At 50.2% G+C, this 20,333-nt stretch carries 12 protein-coding genes; 2 read left to right on the top strand and 10 right to left on the bottom strand.

Going from position 1 to position 20,333, the window contains the following annotated elements:
• Positions 1-52: 52 nt before the first annotated feature.
• The 9 genes from C0Q44_RS07995 to C0Q44_RS07955 form a co-directional block, all read right to left on the bottom strand.
• Positions 53-532 (bottom strand): glutathione peroxidase, encoded by a 480-nt coding sequence (locus C0Q44_RS07995; RefSeq protein WP_105406788.1) that lies wholly within the window; start codon positions 530-532, stop codon positions 53-55.
• Between the two features lie 262 nt (positions 533-794).
• A complete protein-coding gene (locus tag C0Q44_RS07990; protein ID WP_105407647.1) occupies positions 795-1,682 on the bottom strand; it encodes an ABC transporter ATP-binding protein in 888 nt (295 codons plus the stop codon).
• A 427-nt stretch (positions 1,683-2,109) separates the two neighbouring features.
• Entirely contained in the window at positions 2,110-5,175 is a 3,066-nt protein-coding gene (locus tag C0Q44_RS07985; RefSeq protein ID WP_483874452.1) for a GAP1-M domain-containing protein, read from the bottom strand.
• A 106-nt stretch (positions 5,176-5,281) separates the two neighbouring features.
• Positions 5,282-6,541, bottom strand: a complete 1,260-nt coding sequence (locus C0Q44_RS07980; RefSeq protein ID WP_105406786.1) for a TRAFAC clade GTPase domain-containing protein — start codon at positions 6,539-6,541, stop codon at positions 5,282-5,284.
• A 58-nt stretch (positions 6,542-6,599) separates the two neighbouring features.
• On the bottom strand, positions 6,600-7,247 hold the full coding sequence (locus C0Q44_RS07975; protein ID WP_105406785.1) for a beta-mannanase: 648 nt from the start codon (positions 7,245-7,247) through the stop codon (positions 6,600-6,602).
• A 19-nt stretch (positions 7,248-7,266) separates the two neighbouring features.
• Positions 7,267-8,550, bottom strand: coding sequence for a vWA domain-containing protein (locus C0Q44_RS07970; protein ID WP_105406784.1), 1,284 nt, complete (start codon positions 8,548-8,550; stop codon positions 7,267-7,269).
• A gap of 86 nt (positions 8,551-8,636) precedes the next feature.
• Positions 8,637-11,195: a transcription initiation factor TFIID gene (locus tag C0Q44_RS07965; RefSeq protein ID WP_258166207.1), complete on the bottom strand. Its 2,559-nt coding sequence runs from the start codon at positions 11,193-11,195 to the stop codon at positions 8,637-8,639.
• A complete protein-coding gene (locus C0Q44_RS07960) occupies positions 11,195-14,584 on the bottom strand; it encodes a tubulin-like doman-containing protein (RefSeq protein WP_105406783.1) in 3,390 nt (1,129 codons plus the stop codon). The genes C0Q44_RS07965 and C0Q44_RS07960 overlap by 1 nt, the downstream gene beginning before the upstream one ends.
• Positions 14,585-14,844: 260 nt before the next feature.
• The gene (locus C0Q44_RS07955) at positions 14,845-16,638 is read right to left on the bottom strand and encodes a vWA domain-containing protein (protein WP_105406782.1); all 1,794 of its coding nucleotides are present in this window, start codon (positions 16,636-16,638) and stop codon (positions 14,845-14,847) included.
• A gap of 263 nt (positions 16,639-16,901) precedes the next feature.
• Here C0Q44_RS07955 and C0Q44_RS30105 point away from each other — a divergent pair, with 263 nt between their 5' ends.
• Both C0Q44_RS30105 and C0Q44_RS07950 read left to right on the top strand, forming a co-directional pair.
• Positions 16,902-17,045, top strand: a complete 144-nt coding sequence (locus tag C0Q44_RS30105; RefSeq protein ID WP_181150898.1) for a hypothetical protein — start codon at positions 16,902-16,904, stop codon at positions 17,043-17,045.
• Between the two features lie 2 nt (positions 17,046-17,047).
• A complete protein-coding gene (locus tag C0Q44_RS07950) occupies positions 17,048-17,980 on the top strand; it encodes a hypothetical protein (protein WP_105406781.1) in 933 nt (310 codons plus the stop codon).
• Positions 17,981-18,467: 487 nt separating this feature from the next.
• Here C0Q44_RS07950 and C0Q44_RS07945 read toward each other — a convergent pair whose 3' ends face one another.
• Positions 18,468-20,111, bottom strand: a complete 1,644-nt coding sequence (locus C0Q44_RS07945; RefSeq protein ID WP_105406780.1) for a DEAD/DEAH box helicase — start codon at positions 20,109-20,111, stop codon at positions 18,468-18,470.
• Positions 20,112-20,333: the final 222 nt, after the last annotated feature.

Below are 20,333 nucleotides of genomic sequence, written 5' to 3'. Positions count from 1 at the left end.
CGAGGACAAGCTTCTCTTCAATCGGGTATGAACTGCTTTTTCCATTAACCGATTAACCGAGCAATTTCTCAATTTCTGCGCTCATGGCTTCCGGGGATTCTTTCGGTTCAACACGGCCGACCACTTCACCTTCACGGTTAACGAGGAACTTGGTGAAGTTCCATTGGATGTCGTTGGTTTCACCTGCACCGGGTTGCTGCTCTTTAAGGTATTGAAAAAGGGGATGTGCTTCTTCACCATTCACGTCAACCTTGGCAAACACCGGGAAATTCACACCATAGTTAATCTGGCAAAATGATTCCGCTTCCTCACTTGTTCCTGGCTCCTGTCCTCCAAACTGGTTGCAAGGAAAACCCAGTACGACCAGACCCTGATCGCGATAGCGGTCATAGAGCTTCTGCAATTCACCGTATTGTGGAGTCAGTCCACACTTACTTGCTGTATTGGCGATGACCAATACCTTCCCTTGATACATATCCAGTGAAACTTCCTGATTCGCAGTGGTTACTGCCTGATATGAATATACGGACATGACTGATTCCTCCCATGACATATGTTGGTTTGGACTACTGTGAGCCGTTGGCAAATAACCAATGGCTACAGCCTGTCTCATTATTATAGACCTGTTCCAACGCAATCACCAATTCCCATAAATCTTGGTATGCCATTATGTGCGAGCCAAGTATAGTTGATTGCTCCCATAAGTGCAGACCTCCCCCTGAATGCGAATGAGCCGCGTGCACAGGGCACAGCGGCTTCATTCTATATGGTAGGACCACGTATGGCCCATTTCGTTAACTTCCCATCGCTTGGCGAACACGTTGTTCCGTGCGTCCACCTGTATGAACCATGGCACTGTTCATGACCATTTGGTCTGGCGTTATGGATTGTTGGCGCTCTCCTGCCAGAGCATAAGGCAAGCAGAGCGGTACACCCGAACGCGGATCAATAACGATATCCGCTTCGATGTTGAATACTTCGCGAAGCACATCTGAATTCATGACTTCCACCGGCGAACCATGTGCGATGGCTTTACCTTTTTTGATACCAATCATGTGATGTGCATAACGGGAAGCATGATTCAGGTCATGCACAACCATAACAATCGTACGGTTGGATGTGGCATTCAGCTGCTCCAGCAGTTGCAATACTTCAAGCTGGTGAGCCATATCCAGGAAGGTTGTTGGCTCGTCCAGGAATAGGATATCTGTGTCTTGGGCAAGTGCCATGGCAATCCAGGCACGTTGACGCTGTCCACCGGACAATTGATCGATCGGACGATCATGAAATTCCGTCATGGCTGTTACTTCAATGGCCCATTCAATCATGCGTTTGTCTTCTGCACGCATGGAACCGAACCCTTTCTGATACGGAAAGCGTCCGTAGGATACCAGTTCAGTAACCGTAAGTCCTTCCGGGGCAGTTGGATTCTGCGGCAAAATCGCAAGCTGCTTGGCGACTTCACGCGTAGACTGCTTATGGATGGACTTCCCGTCGAGCAATACATTACCTGCTTTTGGAGCCATAATCCGTGCCATTGTTTTCAGGATGGTGGACTTCCCTGAACCATTGGCTCCAACAAGTGCTGTAATCTTTCCTTGGGGAATCTGAATACTCAGATCCTCTACAATCAGTCTTTCCTCATAAGCGATATCCAGCTTGGACGTCTCCAGACGAAACATGCGATCATCCCTCTCCCATTTATCCCGATTATGTAATTCGGCTATCAACAACGAAAACGAATTGTAATTCTGTAATTTCCGACGAATATCTTCTACACTAAAGATACTGATAATCATTATCATTTGTCAACTCTAAAAATCAAAAATTTTTCTTATCCTAGCCTTATTCGATCTATTTGCATGCAAAACTCGTTACTCATATCCGGTTCATATGAGAGCTTTTCTCATTGATCGCGCACACTTCATCACTTAGGTATGTCTTTACATCCTGTGAATCATTGATAATGTGTCTGATTTGTGAATTGCCGATCTCATATCTTCTTATTACTTGTTACCGTATTTCAAATAAAAAAGATGACCTTGAAATAAAAAAATTCAAGATCATCTCCCATGCTCACGTGTAATATTAAAAAAAAAATAAAATGACTTACCTTTTCGGTTCCGGCATTAATGTAATCATCGTCGTTCCGCTTTGAACGCTGACGATCTCCCCTGGATTGATATCGGCTGGAAGAGAGACTAGCTTACCGAAGGGATATAAACGATCCATTTCTTCAATGGTCTTCGGCTCAGCAGAGGAGGCATCCTGCCCATTGGATACCGATGAATCGGGCGATGTCGAACCTGTTCCTGGATCTGCTACGTCAGATGTCACGTCAGCCCCTGTACCCGTTGCTGTGCCGACAGCTGGATCTGCAATGGAACCATCCGATATCTCTGGATCGGTTGGCTGATCTGTATCTTCACTCTGCTGTGTGTCACCTGTTTTGCCAGCAGATGCCCCCTCAGAGTTTCCCTCAGATGTGCTTCCAGAGGTACTTTCAGCGCTTTTCTCAGATGTACCGTCTGAATCTGGCTCCTCATTCCGGTTAAAGCTCTCCCACTCTCCCGTGGCATCGAACTCCTGCATACTTCCATCCTGCATCTTTAATTGAAGTATGGCCTGTTTAAACGCATTGCTCCCCACTTCATTGCGGAAACGGATCACTAGTTGAGCTGTCGATTCCGTACCTTCCTGTTCGATTGCAGGAACGATATAAGCAATCTGCTCAGCAAGCTGAACTACAGGTTCCGCCGGAATATCAGGCTCCTCGGTAGATGGAGGCGACGACGCTGGCGGCTCCACAGCATCATTCATCCATACATATGTACCGCCAGCAATACCCAGAACCAGAATCAGGAGAATTGATCCGAGGAACAGATTTTTCCTTTTCCCTGTTAGCATTCGTACCCATGGGGAAGACAATTCGGTTCTGGCCCGATCATAGACTGGCTTCATTGTCTTGCCCGCTCTCGCATAATACGGTTTGAATGCCGACTTCGACTTGAAAGCCTCACGGTCATGAGCCTTGAAGTAGGCCAAGATCGCATCCGAATATCCTTTATGTGCATTGGAACCCCGGACGAACATTCGTTGATTCCCTGACCATTCAAAGAATGGATATAGCCCTGCGACCCGATCCGCATTACTGCGGACGAATTCAATCAGGCCCGGATAGTCCAGTCGGTTGCTGCCACTTCCTCCCCTATAGAAAGCCAGCGACAAAGCTTCATACGCAGCAATCCCCGGATGAGCCTGCAGCTCTCCCGCAAGCCAGCGACGCGTCCACCGTTGAAGCTCATTGCGCTCGGCCAGGGAGAGCGACTCCAGTTCTTCTTCGCCATTCCCCTCGCCACTCAGCCACGCTCTTGCAGCCAGCATCATGTTCGTTCGAGCAGATACATCGGAGCCCTGACGTGCTGCCCAATCCCGGACCTCATTGCCATGCTGCAATATATCGATGCTTAACAGTTGCTCACGGTTAACCCTCTCCATATCCAGATCCTGAATCATAAACAGGTTAATGACATAGGCAAGCTTGTCCGCAAGCCGGGTTAACTCCTCCTGATAAGCAGGATCTGGACTGGAAGAAAGAGATCCTCCTTTTCGATTCGTCCGGGCGGTTACTTCGGATTGTCCAATGCGGCCCGTAACACCTGTATTCACCTCTCCGTTCGCGGAGACTCGGTCCAACACGCTAACCCGCTGGAGTGCTTCATTCGCAGACTGCACCGGACTCGGCGCAGAACATAACCGTTCACGCAGCTCCGTGGCTGTCCTTTCCAGCAAGAAGCTGTTGTAGACAGCAGACGGATGGGAGGTAACCCATCTTCGGATCACTTCCACCACATTCGCTGCCGATTCAGTGCGTTTCAGTTGATTGTCCAGATAGGGCTCGAACAATAACTTGGTAAACGATGTATTCGCCAGCACTTTATCAAAGAAAGCCTGATTCAGCTGTGTATCCCGATCCAGCACATCATACAATTCCTGCACAGCACGCATACGCTTCTGGGCACGGGCATTATTAATACCATAGATGAAATAGTCCACAATCCGGGATTGCACCACGGGCGCAGCAACACGGAAATACTCTCCGATGCGAGCAGCGACTGCTTCTTCGGGTACATTCTCCCGCTTTACGCTATCCAGTTCCCGGCTGAGCAGGGTCAGAAATAAGTCATTCAGACGCGAGCGTTGCTGCGAACCACCTTCTGGCTTCAGATAGGTCAACAAGCCGCTCAGAACATTGCTTTTGTTCTCCAGGTAGAGATCTTCCATACCTTGTTCAAGACTATAGAAGACCGAAAGTTCCCCATAGGCTTCAATGGAAAGCTCGCGTCCAGGCTCCATGCCGGATAACATCTCATCGGCAAAAGCATAGAATGCATCTGCGGCAGCAGGTTCCTGCAATAGGAACCAGGCGAACTCTGCATAAGACAAATTCGCCACAGATGCGTCCGCATGGGTAACTCTGCCGGATACCAGATCAAAGGTGAAATCCTTCTCCGTATTCCGGTCCTTAGGACGCAACGTACCACGCTCGACAAACTGCACGTGAATCCCCTTCTTGGCCTGTGGCTCCTTGGCAAATGTCATGAAACCAAGCTGCCGCCGGAAAGCGTAAGGCAATGCCGTATAGAGCAAGCGCAGCAAGCCTTTGGCTCCAGCGGTTACTTCTTCGGCGGGAACATCCAGCGCAATATATACTTTACGGCGAGTTGCTACGGACTGCATGACCGCGTAGAGCAGGCGCTTGAACAACACTTCGTTCATCTTTAAGGCGCTCAGAACTTCGCTTGGTGATGCGTCCGGGCCGAGACTGCTACCAGACACTACAGGCAATTCAGAAAGCGCAGGCAGAACAGTGCCTTGCTCGATGTCATATGACGTGGCGAACACAGCATCCAGCCAGCCGCCTTGCTTCATCTGCTCTTCGAAGCGTTCGGGAGACAAGACATAATTATGAGCGAAAAAGGCGCTACGCAGCCCGGTGAAATCCGTAGCTTGGTACACATTTTGCCCAAGGATCGTCTCTCCGCTCTCCAGATGAAGCAGGTGAATGGATGCCGGGAACTTCGTCTCGTCCTTCTCACTCCGGCCTGTCAGCTCCGCAGGAGCGTCATAGACACAGTAGGGATGAAGCACTTTTTTGATAAAAGCAGGGTCCAGTCCCGGTGATGCGGCAACCGTATCGAACCCCTCTGTGGAACGAAATACCCCCGCCGCTCTCGGGTATACATCTGTTGTTCAATGGGCGGGGTTACGGAAGAACGCATCATCCCACTCTCCCCTCAATGTACTTCAGCTTATACAGCAGCCATAGGAATGGCTCATCCACTCGAATCGGGCTGACTACTCCCTGCAACTTCATATCGACCGGATTGCTGCCCAGCGCCGATACTGCGAAGTAGGCCGTATCCTTGAAGTACACATCCATCGTGCCTTTGAACGGGCGATCCACCTTCTCAATAAAACGCCGAATCTCCCCGTCGATATTCTCAAACTCGGTTAAGTCAAAATAATCGCGGTGCACCATATTGCGAAAGACGTTACTGTTGGATTTGATATAATCCCCCTCTTCGTCCTTGAGGGAATGCAGCATGTCACTTTTGGTGAGCACAACAGCCGTCGGGATATTGGTCTTGGCCTTATCCTGGTACGCGATAAAATCTCCGAACATCGTCAGTACTACATCACGCGGTTCATCGTATCGCGGGGTCCACTCACCCGGCTCGTTGCCAAGGTTAATGCGGATTTTGTCCCGAATGGAACGAATCTGAAGTGGGTCCACCATGAATAGGATTCCTGCCGAGTTCTTGATGTGCTGCCCGTGAAGTCCGAGGTAATCCTGCTCCACCATACCTTCACCCGCGACGTCAAAGAACACCAGCGTCAGCGGTGATTTATCCTCATCCTTAAACACAAACTGGAAGATAAACGGCTCCTGCAGCTTCTCTTTCTGCGTGGAATCCAGCAGATCGCCCCGTTCGAACAGTGGTTCTTCATAATCCGCACGGAAGCGGCGGCTGATCTCCGCATTCAGCGGCATACATGCCGCATCAAAATGATCTGCGGTATAATGCTGCAACGTATGAATCAATGAGGTCATGTAGACGGATTTACCCACCTGCGATGCACCAATGATGGAAATGATATTGCTCGGTGCCTTGCCTGCCGTAACAGGCAACTCGTTGTGACACTGTGGACACAGCCGGCGGCGTGTAACGACACCATACCGATCATTCAGACCCATCACGATGTTATCCGAATATATGCGATGTTCCTCCGGTACATCATGTGGAGCCAGTACGGCTTCCATATCAAATACCGTATCGAGTCCGAAACGTTCACGATACCGATTCAACTTCGCATCTTCCCCGAGTGCGTAGTCTTCATCATCATCGCGGTGATGGGCGGCGCGGAACACCACCTCTTCCGGTGAAAACTTGCTGAAACAATAAGGACATACAATATCGTAGAACAGCGGACGTTCCTCCGGCTGTTGTCTTTTCAAAAACCGACTAAAAAAGCTCATAGCCACTCCCCTCCCCTGATCAGTCAGACTAAGGTGATTTAACACTTGCACTACCTATCTAGTCTGATATAAGCCTATAGGCCGCTCCATATTTCGGTCCGTCCGTGAAGAATAACCTCACATAATCATCCTTGGCGACTTCAACGGGCGGCATCTCATTTCTTCCAGGAGCAAAATCACTCACAAAAGGGTACACCGTACCATCTTCCTTATTCAGCGGAACCCCGCCCTGCTTGCGAACATAACAGAGTGCTTCCTTCGGAACAGGTACTTCCGCTGTGACGGTGATCAATACACTTTTTCGTTTCTGAAAAAACCCGCTCTTGTAGCGAATGGCAAAGCGAATATCCGCCTTGCCTGCGCTCGCAATGACCATATTATCCTCATCTCGTTGACGGATGAGCACAGGCCCGTCTTCCTGCATCTGACACACATACACCGTGTACTTGATGGCACCAAAACCCGTGATCCGATCCGTGTACCCATTGCTCGCCTTATATTCCTCTCTCGTGTACAGCTTCAGTTTGCCCTGTGCAGCCTCTTCCCCGGTACGATCATCGTTCATCATATCCAGCACCAGCCGCTCGACATACACAGCTGCTATCCGCTCCGGCCAAAGCCAGCGAAGTGTACAACGACCTTCGTCCACCGCAAGTGTCAGCTTTCGAATCAGGGGTGTCGAAGGGTCTGCATCCGTAAACCGCATTTCCATTGACCTCCCGACGTTAAAATCCTTTGCTGCGTGAATCTCTCGCTCGCTGATCGAACCCTCCGGCTGAAGAAGTTCCACTGCCAGCATCACGGCGTCCACGGCTCTTGCGCGGTGTATTCTCCTTCATCGGAACAATCCAGGAGAACAGGGTTAATACGCCAGACAAGATAAGCATTGCACCCAGCCTTACGAATGTATCGCCCACGTTCGAACCGTCCAGACCCCATTCCAGGAGAAGGCCTGCCAATAGACCCGATACCGCCCCACCGATGCCGAAGCTTAACGCCAAGTGACGGTTATCAAATACAAGTCCGAGTGATACACCCAGCGCCACGCCAATGAGCAGCACGGCTGCCACACGGAAAATCGCCAGATAAACACTCTGTTCCATCATGCCTGTACGCTCCGTCACCAGCGTCCGTTCATCAATCGTATCGTAGATTTGCTGGAATGCCAGATTCAAACCACCAGAATCCGGTACATCATAGTACATGCCGCCTGTTTGCTGGGCAATATTGCGCAGCAGATCTGTACCCGAAGGGTCCACCAGACTTAGGCCGACCGTATGGATGGAAATCTGTTCACTCGCATATTGGGACAAAACATCGGCCGTATCCGCTTCACTGAAGCCATCGGATAACAAGATGACCACCGTACCACGTTTCGGGTCCTCTTTGCCCTGAATCTGCTCCATGCCTTCACGCAGCACGGCATCAAAATTGGTGCCACCCGAAGTCGTGACAATGCCATCGATTTTGCCATAAACCTCATTCTTGGCCGCTTCACTATCCAACTCAATAAACGGTTGCAACAACTGTGGTCGGTCATCAAACGTAATGACAGCGACCTGTTTGTCACTCTCCATTTGGCTGATCAGTGTCTTGGCTGCTTCAAAGCGTCCGTTATCCGGATCTGTCTCTCTCATGCTGCCCGAGTTGTCGATCATCAGTACGATGTCCTTCACTTGCTTCACACCGCCCGGATTGATCTGATACAGCAATTGCAGGCTGAGTCCAACTACAAACAACAGAGCGAGTGTTGCCGGAACAAGCAATTTCCACGACAGTCCCAGATATCGGAGCTTCCATGAAGCGCCATTCAGCTTGGGTGAGATCATCTCTGCGATCAAACAGAATAATCCAACGCTGAGCGCCAGTACGCCGAAGTATAATCCCATCAGCAACAGACGTGGCATCTCCCCAAGCCATTGACGCAGCATAATTTCCCCTGCCGCAAAGCCCACTGCTCCGCCAATCAGGCTGAACAGGACCAGGAGAAGATTGATTTTTCGCTGCATGTCCACATGCCTCCTTTCCATACCAGCCCTAAGCAGGCTGAGTTAATTCAAAATTGTAGCAGGGTGTCATGACACCACCAGATGTCTTAACGCATGGGTGACAACTTCTCCACCAGATCGGCGGGATGCAGTTCATAACCGTTCTCCATATACGAGTCGTAATACACTCTGCCATTACGATACACCATAAGATCCTCCAGATGGAAACCACCCATCAGATTCAGCTTCTCCACACCGCTGCTGCGTTCCTCGTACACCACACCCAGCTTGTAAATCCGTGAGGTCTCTTCGGCATGTGCTGCGTAGTCCATAAAGGCACTGTGATGGTCACCAAAGAAATACTTCTCTTCATACCGATGTTCCTGTGTATAGTCAAATACCCGTACCCGAACGACAGCCTGATCCTCCAACGTGTGGTACAACCTGCGGAACAGATCATCCCGGGTTAATACGTCTTTGTCTCCGTAAGCAATCGTTACATTAGCCCGTTGCAATAGTTCTTCCTCAAATGGCAGTCGCAACGGCTCGGCTGTGAGTAGCAACGTATGGCAGACCCCCATCAGACGTTTCAGCAATGGATCATTGCCTTCCGTAGCGAGTCTGTTCATATCACCCATGTATCGGTCTTCATACCATACATCTCGTCCGCGCTTAGCCTCCAGATCGGTAATCAGCTCTTCTGTTACCTTGCCGTAGTACTCCATCACGTTCTGTCCAATGTATTCATCCGCAGCGGCGATACTTTGGGTAGCCATCTCTCGCAAGGTGCGTTCCAGTGCTTCCAGTGTCGCTGTCACATGGCGGCTGAAGCGGTGAAGCTCTTCCATCTCTGTATCGTAGATACGCAGCAGATGCAGTTCATTTTCCAGTCGCAACAGCTCAATCTTAGGCACATACACCCGCTCCAGCATACAATCGATCAGATTGCGCACATTCTGCTTGTCACGGAACAGTGCTCGTTTGAACGACTGATCCTCCACCCGCTCTTGCTGACGCTGCTCCAGCAACGCACGCGCAGACTCCAGTTGCGTGGATTTATCCCGAATCAGTCCAAGCAAGGCCTGACGAACACTGCCAGGCTCACCGTCACTCCAAGCTGCCCACTGGAAGTAACCCACCTCGGGATGCTCCGCTCGGGATTGTTCGGCCTGACGGCGCAGAGAGCCGCCAGAGCTGCGCTCGTGCACACGTTCCTCCACGAGTCGGACTACGTTGTCGCGGAAGTATGACTCGGCTCCTTGTCCGAACAACGCTCTCTCCGCTTCACGTAGGGAGAGCGGCTTCAGCTCAGAGAAACCGACGTTATGCGTCATGATGCCGCTCATGCCTCCAACCAGATCTTCATCTGGCAGCAATCCTTCAACTTTGCGTTCCACCAAGGCCGCGTCCAGTCCGAAGAAAGCGAGCTTGTCCTTGATGCTCCAATCCGGCTCCTGCCGCATGCGTGCGAGCAGATAGCGATACAGGTGGTATAACACCGCCAGGGCAATCGGTTTGTTGGGCCGCCTGATCTCGGCAAAACCCGCACTGGCATAGCCATGCTGATCCGAGGTGGTACGAATATTGTTTTTAAAGGATGTATTGTTGTACGTGTTCGCTCCCGTGCTTGAAACGCTACCCGAATGATCCGTATCCTGCTTTCGGTTCTTCAACAGACAGATGCGGCAGATGATCTCGGCATTCTCGATCCACCCGCCGGGAACGCCGGTTCCACGTTCGTTTTTGTCGGATAAGATATAGACGAGATCATACAAAGGCGATGCGGGATGTGTAACGGGAATGGATATCCCATCCTCCGTCACCAACAGATTACCACTAAATGTGTAGTCCAGAGATTGCATATAATCCAGTTCGCGCAAGAACGCGAGACCTGCTGCGCTGGCATATCCGAAGGAATCAACCTGTTCCATCTCACTGACCAGCACATGCAGATCGGTCTGTACCGATTTGAAGGCTTGGGACAAAATGGTCTCCGTCAGCTTGGTAATCTCCGGCAACAGCACATTCAACGGATCATCCGCTCTGGTGATCACCGTAACGTAAATTCGGTCAAATGACGAGTACAGTCGCCCGTATTCAGCAATCCGGTTACTAACCCGCCGAAGCGTACGATTTAATCCGAAGAGTGCCTCACCGGATTCGTGGAAACTGCGGTGTACATCTTTGCGCAGCGTTTTGCATGGTCGCTGTGTCTGCCCGATGGATAGCGGCAACAGATGACGAGTTACCTGCCCGTCATCGGACACTTCTTCGGATGAGCCATTGCCATGGCTCGCTCCACCTCCACCTGAACGATCCATGCGAGGGTTAACCGATGTGTAAGCTTGATTGCCATAACTTGGGTCATTCGTGCTGTGCTCACGTGCAGAACTATGATGGTCATCCGTCTCATCTTCGGTCCCGATCTGCACATAGACCACGCCGTCTCCATTATCCCATTTCAGTCGATTGATCTCTCGCACGGCCGACACGGCAGGCGCAACCAGATCACCCACAAATAGAAACAGGGCCGGGTAATGGATGCTGCTGCGTCCATCACCCAGACTGCCCTGACGTTCCTGCTCTGTTGCATACTGTACTGCATATGTCTCCAGATCACGCTTCAGGTTATGGTTCGGACTAAGCTCCATTCCGGCCCCCACCATTACTTCAGCCTTCTGCGAATGTCGTTCAGCTTCGACGACATCGTTCTGTAGAACTGGTAGATGTCTTCCCCGTTCGCCAGCTCCACTCGCTCATACTCCAGACGATCACGCGATTCCATGTACAGTGCAGCCAGATCATCCAACTTCGCCAGCAGCGGTGTGATGTCCTCGGAAGCTGTAAGGTCGTTGTCACGGCGTGTGGCTTTGCGCAGCAGTGTACTGCGATCCTTCTCGGCCAGCCCACGGAAGTTGCCGAACACTTCATACTCGGCAAAATTACGGCTCTTCATCAGGTTTGCGAACGGGTCCCATGCATCTTCTTCAGGATCACGGTCGTAGACATACAGCGCACCTTTTTTGACAATCGTGTCTGTATATAACGCTTCGATGAAGCGGTCATACCACTGCTCCTCGTCCTGGTACTGAGCAAGAATGCCTTCAAGTTCGGCGACTTTAGCCGAGATGGCATTCATCTTCGCCAGTTCTTCACGTACCCGTGCGATCAGCTGCGGGGAGCGTACCAGGTTTTCTTTGGCCATATCTTCATTAATACTGCCGAAAATATCCTTCACCCCTACACGCGGCAACCCGTCGGATTGCAGACGTTTCAGCTCAACCACAGCTCGTTTTACTTCGCCCAGATTCGGTGTAGTGGATGTTAGACGCATGTCGTAGGCACTGAGCTTCGTAGACAGGTCAAACGGTTCGGTTGTCACAATCGCATAACGGTTGCTTGTATTCTCATCAATGGATTTGGCTGTCACGATGTTGTATCCGAGGGCCTGCTCGAATTCGTTACGCACTCTGGCGTTATACTGTTTCACGCGAGCGTTCTCGTACACATCTCCCCATGATTTCTCCGGAATCGGAGATGGCAGATAGGTCCAGTTGTTTTTCTCCGTTTGCACCAAGTGACGACCAATGCCTTCTTTGTCCAAAATGGTACGTTCATAGCTTTCCTCATATACCTTGAGCGGTGTATACACAAAGAGTGGTACCCCGTTGCGGGTATTCAACCAGAAAATCCGGTTACGCACTTCACTTTCCTTAACGGTAAAATGAGATTTGCCCACCGCATTGTTCTGATAGTTGCGAATCCCTTTCAGAATGCCCGGCGCCTGTGCCGGTACCGATACGAATCCCCATGAAGGGAAGTGCAGGCTGCCTGTGCTGTTGCTCAGATTGAACACCGGAACCGCCTCATCATCCAGCTTGCCCGCAATGAAACGTTCCACGAATTTCTCAACGGACTCGTCTTGTCCATACTTAATCACCAGGAAATCTTCCATGGAACGGGTAATCAGATCACCGAACTTCTCACTCAGGAAGTCGGAGATAGAGCTAACGATATCAATCTCATTCTCTTTCACCCACTGGCTGGAGTTCTCCAGCAATTCACGGGAGAAGTCACGGATCAGATCATCCGTATCGCGCTTATCCAGCATTCCGTCCACCAGACCGACGATATCCGGGACACTTACCACATTCCAGTAATAGGTCTTGTTGCCTTTGTGATCTGACTGCTCCTCGCCGCGTGTCAACAGATCGCCGTTTTTGGAGAATATGGAGCTAAGGGCGTTCAGTGTCTCGGTAAATACGTTATAAATGCGGCTGTTCTCCTGGTTCAACAGTTCGTACAAGTCTTCATAGAACTCGATCATCTGATCGTTGCGTTCCACGTCGGCGTGCAGCCAGTACTCATGAATTTTTGCTTCAATATAAGCATTCTTCTTCTTCTCTTTGGAGACAAAAGCACTCTTCGCATCGCCCAGTTTCTCTTCCGACTGCTCTTGAGCAGCTTCAATATCACGCGGGATGCGGAAGGCATTCTCACGCAGTGTTTCAATATAGGACTGAATCATCTTCAGTACACAGAAGCCTTTTTCCGTATAAATCAGACGAGAGACATAGAACGGACCTTGTTCGGGATGCAAAAACATCCGCCGGATCTGTTCGGTGAACTGTCCGGCAATCTCACCCGGCAACTGTTTCTTCGCCTTGATATATTCTTCACGGGCACGCGCCAGGAAGTTCTGTTCCAGTTCGGTGTCCATATTCACAACCTGTGATTTCACCACGTTGCCATAGGACAGACGCTCGCTGTTCTGATAACCAGGCAACGGCTCAGGCACGCGGGCTTCAAAGGACTTGACCACACTTTCGAGATCAATGCCCAGCTTGCGGGCAAACTTCTCGGTATCCTCCTGGTTCGGTGCTTTGGAGAACATGGTATTCATTTTGTTGAACATGCGATACGCCAGATAGGTGGTCATCTCTTCAATCGGCAGTACGGCCGAAGATGCACCGATGATGTTGTAATCATAGTTGGCCGGGTATACCTTGTTCATCTGTGCAATGTTGGTACGAATGTTGCTGATATAGTCATGGATTGCGAACTCCTCACCAGACTGCTTCTCCTCACTCGCCATGAAGTTCGTAATATTCTCGGCTGTGACGTTCATGCAGTAATCGTAGGCATTCTCCAGCAATTTGCCTTCGGTGTTCGTCGCAGAGATCAGGTGACACAGGTTAAATGGCGGCAATGGTGAGTTAACCGTCAGGATATTGCCGTACTTCTGTGTAAACCGCTCACCACGGCTGTCTACGTTCATCCAGTAATCTAGCTCTTTGAGTGCTGCATATCCGTTCTTGCGAATGTATTCACGGGTGTGTTCGCTCAGGCTCTTGTTCGACAAGTTCACGTCTGGTGTGAACAGGTAGCCCAGTGTATTGACACGGTCAATTCCGGCAGAGCCGTGGTCACGTTCAATAATACCACGCACGATATAGGAAATATCGAGGAAGCAACCGCTTCCTGTACCGCCGGACAGACCTGTCAGCAGGAATACCATCAGTTTTTTATTGGTGCCTACAGATAAGGTTTTGATCTTTTTGTCGATGGCCTGTACGACCTGATTAATCTTGGTAAACAGAAGAAGACGTCCCGCCTGACGCACCCCAGCGGCACCGTTCATACCATCTGTTATGCTCAGTTCTGGAGAGAGCCAGTCCGTGATGTACGGCTCCAGCACACTGCGGTTCTGCAAAAGTCCGCCGATCTCGGCATTGGATAGCAATACGAATTCATTGATCGGATCAAGTCCGATCCCTTTATACTTTTTGGCGCGATCTTGTTCGTTCGTTTCAAAAGCAAGGAATTCCACATTATCGGGCTTATCCATCTTTTTCTTGGATACCGGGTCCTGTGGCAGCTTGAAACGACGGTTAATCTGATATTTCAGACGTAGCAGCGCATCAATGCCCGTTCCTCCCAGACCGATAATCAGAATGGGGTTATCAATCGTATCGACCCGGATTTTCTCACTGACAATACCTCCGCCAAGTGATACATCCAGTTGTTGAATATGTTCTCTAACAATCGGTTTCATTCCATGTCCTCCCTTTGATTAACAAAGTTGGAACTACAACTTAATTACACTTGCCACTCCGATGACAGAATAACCTTCCGATCGCTGTTATCCCCAGATTTTTTCAATTCACTTTTACAAAGTGAAAATCCGGGGATAAAGGCGAACGCTTCCGCTTCTTCACGTTATTTCTGTCCTCTGCGTTCTCGTGTAAACAGTTGGTCCCAAATTTTATTGGCATTCCTTTTAAACCAAACAATCAATTTAAACCCAATAATCCTTCACACCAAGTACTCGATCAAAATCGTTTTGTCCGCCTGTTGCAGCGGGATGCTCAGTCGGTCACCGTTCTTCAGTTCAACGCCTGAGCTTGCATCGACTGCACGACCGGATTTCTCCAGCGTACCGCCTGCGGTGTTACGGATTATAATTCGATCCCCATTGCTGGGCGTAAATACGTATTTTTCGGTTTCCTTCAGCTCGGGGTCCAGTTGCAACAATTGATGCAGATGAAATCTGCCCCGGAAGGACGCTAACTTTTTATATTGCGGATAGGACTTGTCTCCGGTGTTCTCATCGCGAATCTCCACAATCATCTGACCGACGAATCCACGGTTTTTGCGTTTCAGCCAGCTCATCAGGAACCAGCCGCCAACAGCAACCACAATCAGGGCTACAACACCTAAAATGACTGGCAACCAAGGGAATGACTTGTCCTGCTCCCCGCCTGACGTTGTCGGCTGAGTCCCGCTTCCGGCTGCTCCCCCCGCATTAATGGTGATTGGCGCACTTTCACGGTAGAAGCTGTCTTCTTCTGCACGGATGACCAATTCATAATGATGATTGTCTGGTACTTCAAACGTTCCGGCAAAACCAGAACCTGTGTTTTCCAGCGGTTGTTCCTCGCTTTTGCCTGTATCGACATCTTTCACAACCAGCGTGGCCTTCATATCAGCATACAGATCCTGATCCTGAAGCGGTTGACCGCCATTCTCCAGCTTGGCAGCAAGATCAACCTTGTCCCCTTTCGTATAGGACTTGGTCTTAATTGGGTCCACAACGAGCTGTAGATCATAGTTGAACAACAGATTGATATCAATGCTGTCTTTCGGAGCCCCTTTTACCCGAAGTTTCCAATCGCCCTCTTCCGGTTTGAGAAGCTTCACGAGCGAATAACTCTTCGACGTTGAGAGCTTGGCTGCATCCGAGTTCAAATTAACAGCCTTGCCAGAAGGGTCCGTTAACTGTATTTCCACCGGTTTCGAAGACATAATCGAGATGTTCGCTTCAAGTACACTGTCGTTTGGAACGTTCACGGTAACTTCCTGATAACTGCCGTTTCCCGTTACAGAGGGCAGCTTCACCACATTCAGTTTGGCATGATCGGCGAAGATCTCACTCAGGATCTGCGGCAGATCATCCGGCGTATCGGTGATAAACGATTTGCCTCCGGTCTGCTTCGCGAGGTCTGCGAGTGCATCCTTGTTCAGCTTGCCATCTGCATTCAGTCCAATCGTGTATACCGGGATGCCCTGATCCTGTGCTTCCTTCACGGCCTTTGCCAGATCCGTATCCGATTGTGCCTGTGTACGACCTTTGGTTTTATTAAAATCATTGTTGCCATCAGCCAGCAGCACGATCATCGGTGAGTGGGATGGATCTGCACCATGGTTCAGGATATTCACGGCTTCGGCTACACCTACAGAGACATCGGTATATGGCCCCCGGCCGAGCTGGTCAATAAATTTTTTCAGATTGCTCTTGTCCGCATCGGACTGAATCGTAAGCAACGCCTTTTCCCGCTCCACCTGATCGGTATAAGCAACAATTCCTACCTTGTCCCCCTGGACCGGCAGCATATCAATAAACATTTTCATGGCTTCATTACTGATCTTATCGCGATCACTTGTATTCATCGAGTTACTTACATCGGCTACAAGTACCGCATCGATTCCGCTCGTCTGTGCCTGAGCCGCTGCAGCTTGTGGCAGCAACGCCGGAGGTAACAGTAGCGTTAGAAATGCCAGCAGAACCAGAGTTCCGCTGAGCCAGCGTATTTTGCGTGTCCGCAGCATTAGGTGTACTCCTTCACGTTTGAGATTAAAATGGGAATAGTTTATTATAGGCGTCAAGCCTTAAGGAAATCTTAACAGTCTGCTAATAAATTCTGAAAAGCACCCCTATCTTGAGTTACAGTTTTGTAATGAATGACAAAAATCGACGAAATCACGCCTTTTGTTGGCACAAAAGTTCCAACTATGGAAATATGATATAGTTATTGCCAGCAAACTGCAATATAACAGTGCTTGATGATCAAGCCATTAGAAGGGAACGAATTATGGTTACATACGGATGCCTCGCCATATTGTTTCTTTTTGTCATGATCAAGGCCATCAGCTTCCAGCTTCATCGACGGAAGCCGGTCTCGCGAGAAGACGCAGATCGTACCCTCTACACTATTCTGAATGGTGAGCGTGATTGAGCATGAGTACTAAACAAGTTGTATCGATCCGACCCTTTAACCGAACGACATATGCCTATGAAAAGTTGCAAGTCTGCACACGTTGTGGACAGTATACCTGCCTGTGGGAAGAGCAGTGCACGGCCTGTGGTCGCGGCACCCTGAATTCCGTTCAAGAGAAGGCCGCTTCCCGGGTGAAACGCCGAATTGCACGTGACCTGTTCATTACGATATTGTTCGGTACAGCGGCCACCTATTGGGGTGAAACGATCGATCAGACCATGATGGCTGCGACGATCTCCCTGCTGCTTCTGGCAGGACTCATCTTCGTGCAACAACGTTCGTTCCAGATAGAGCAGTTACGCGAGATGAAGCGCATGTTGGAACAGGATGAGGAAATCATCCGGCAGGGTATCAACCGCAACTGGGCCTTGGTCGCCGAAGCTCGCAAACAGAATGAAGCGCTCGCGTATGAGATGCTCCGTGAGATCGGCTCACTCGTCTACAATGATCGTATTCGACTGCAACAAGTGGCGCTGTTACAATCCTTCGTCCTGCGCAGTGATATGGATCTGCAGCTTAAACCCCTGCTGCTACGCAGCTTCGAGCGGCTGCTCGCTGAATATATCGGTGAGATTGCCCGGCTGAAGCCGGAATTGATCCGTGAAGATGCGATCCGGTATATCGCGACCTATGAAGTGAACATTTTGCAACTCCACAACGGAATTCAGATCCTCACATCCGTAGTTGCTGCCGCGGTACGCAAGAGCAAATATATTGAACTGTTCCCTAGTCTTATTACCCGCTATGCCCGCTTTATGCCCAAGGATCGATTCATGCGGCTCTATCACACGATTGAACGCTATCCGAACAAAGCACGCGGAGGACTGGCAGAGTCGGTGGGCCGGGTGTATAACGAGAAATATCGGGATCAGTACGCAGATGTTCATGTATAAGGATGATAGATGTGGAATGGTAAACGTCATATAGTGCAAACTTATCTTTGTATTTAGACGAATAAAAATTGGTCTATCCCTGCATGTGTGTCGGCTACAGGTGTCGATGTTATGATTCTAATGATATAAGAGTTGACTACAAAACACCCCATCCTTAGGTCTAGGATGAGGTGTTTTTGAGCTTTGGTGCGTTCTCATGAGAGAACCCGAGTCGTTTATTTACGATCGAATTTACCATCGTACTTCCTCGCGAGGTGACGCTCTGCTGTATTTGTTGCTCCCCCCTGAACGTGTAAGAATGTAAAGACGAATTCAATTGCATATATGTATGGGAAAAAGGGACGCAACGTGGCTCCGTCGCGACCCTTGATCTGAGAGTTCGGTACATGTGTACCCGAACCCTCTCGTATTCGCCATGCCAAATCGATGTGGCATGGCATGGTACAACAGCGCAATTTCGGCTGCAACGCCGCTTGCGCGAGAAGATTTACCGTCCGCGACGAGAATCGCGGCGGTCGCTCTTCGCCGGTCCGCGCCCTGCGGAGTCCGGCCGGCGTGAGCCTGTGCCTGCGCTGCTGCGACCGGAGCTGCGCGTGTCTGCGCTGCGGCCAGCCCAGCCGCTGCTGCTACGTTCTTCGCCACTGCGACCACCTTGACCTGCACTGCGTCCGCCTTGGCCCGCACCGCGGCTATCGCTACTGCGGCCACCACCGCTGCTGGTGCGTGCGGTACCACGACCGGAGCTGCGCTCGTCACTACTGCGACCTGCACCGCCTCCACCTTGACCCGCTGCGCCACGACTGCTGTTGCTGCTGCGTCCACCGCTACGACCTCCACTACGGCCACCTTCGCTGCTGCGGGAACCACGACCGCCTCGTCCACCATCACTACGGTCGTTACGACCTGAGCCACGACGGGCACTGCCTGTACCGGAAGAGCGTCCGCTTGAACGTTCTTCATCATCCTGACTGTTAATGGAACGTCGGGTTGCTCCCGTCGAAGCAACGGGTCCTTCGCTTGTCCACTGAATACGGTTCAACTTCTGATTCGTGCCTTCCTCAATACGCGCAAGCTCCGGTCTATCGTGCTGTGTTGCAAACGTTACAGCAAGACCTGTTCCACCAGCACGACCTGTACGGCCAATCCGGTGAATATAGCTTTCTGCATCATGTGGCATATCGTAGTTGAATACGTGCGTGACGCCTTCTACATCAAGTCCGCGTGCGGCTACATCTGTCGCAACGAGTACTTGCAGCTTGGCATCGCGGAATGCCTTCATCACGTTCTCACGCTTGGATTGGGACAGATCCCCATGAAGTTCATCACTCGCGTAACCTGCTTCACGCAGATCTTCATTCAGCTTGGATGCACGACGTTTGGTGCGGCAGAAAATGATCGCCAAATATGGATTATACGTATCAATCATGCCACGAAGAGCTTCAAGCTTACCGCGATCCGTACACTCCAGCACTTGCTGACGAATCTGATTGATCGGAATAACTGATTTGGAAGACACTTTCACATCTTCAGGATCTTTCATGTAGTTCTTCGCCAGGTTCCGAATGCCTTTAGGCATCGTAGCTGAGAATAACATCGTCTGACGTTTATGTGGCAGTTCACTAAGAATCGTCTCCACATCGTCCAGGAAGCCCATGTGTAACATTTGGTCGGCTTCATCCAGTACTAATTTTTTTACATTATCCAGCTTGAGCGTGCCGCGACGCAGGTGATCCAGAAGACGACCTGGTGTACCAATAACGATCTGGATGCCGTTCTGCAATTTGCGCAGTTGCTTCTCCACATCCTGCCCACCATATACGGCAAGCACGTGCAGTTTATCATCATTTGCAGTCAGCTTCTTCGCTTCTTCCGTAATCTGCAGCGCCAGCTCACGCGTAGGCGCGATAATAAGCGCTTGCGGGGAGCTATCGGATACATTGATTTTCTGAATAATCGGCAGCAAAAAAGCCAGCGTTTTCCCTGTACCTGTCTGTGCCTCCGCGATAATATCCCGTCCACCCAGCAGTACCGGAATCGAACGCTCCTGTACCGGAGTCGGCACGGTGATGCCCTGATGTTTCAGGATCTCGCACCATTCCGGGCGAATGCCTAGTTGTTCAAAGTTTGCCAATCGTTACACCTCTGTATATTCATTTAGATAAGTCCATTTCATAATGACTTCAGTAATTCAGTAATCAATCCTGTAATCAAGGCTAGTTTTCCTTAGTTCAATCCTGATTATGAAATGAATTTTTTAAAAAGCAATCCACTCGTTGCTCTTCTTCTCCATACACTGTAGTTTACACGTTAGTCAAGCAAAACAAAAGGGGATACAGCGTTACACCCCTAACTT

Source organism: Paenibacillus sp. PCH8, assembly GCF_002968835.1.
Lineage (GTDB): Bacteria > Bacillota > Bacilli > Paenibacillales > Paenibacillaceae > Paenibacillus.
This window is presented reverse-complemented; position numbering and strand designations above follow the sequence as displayed.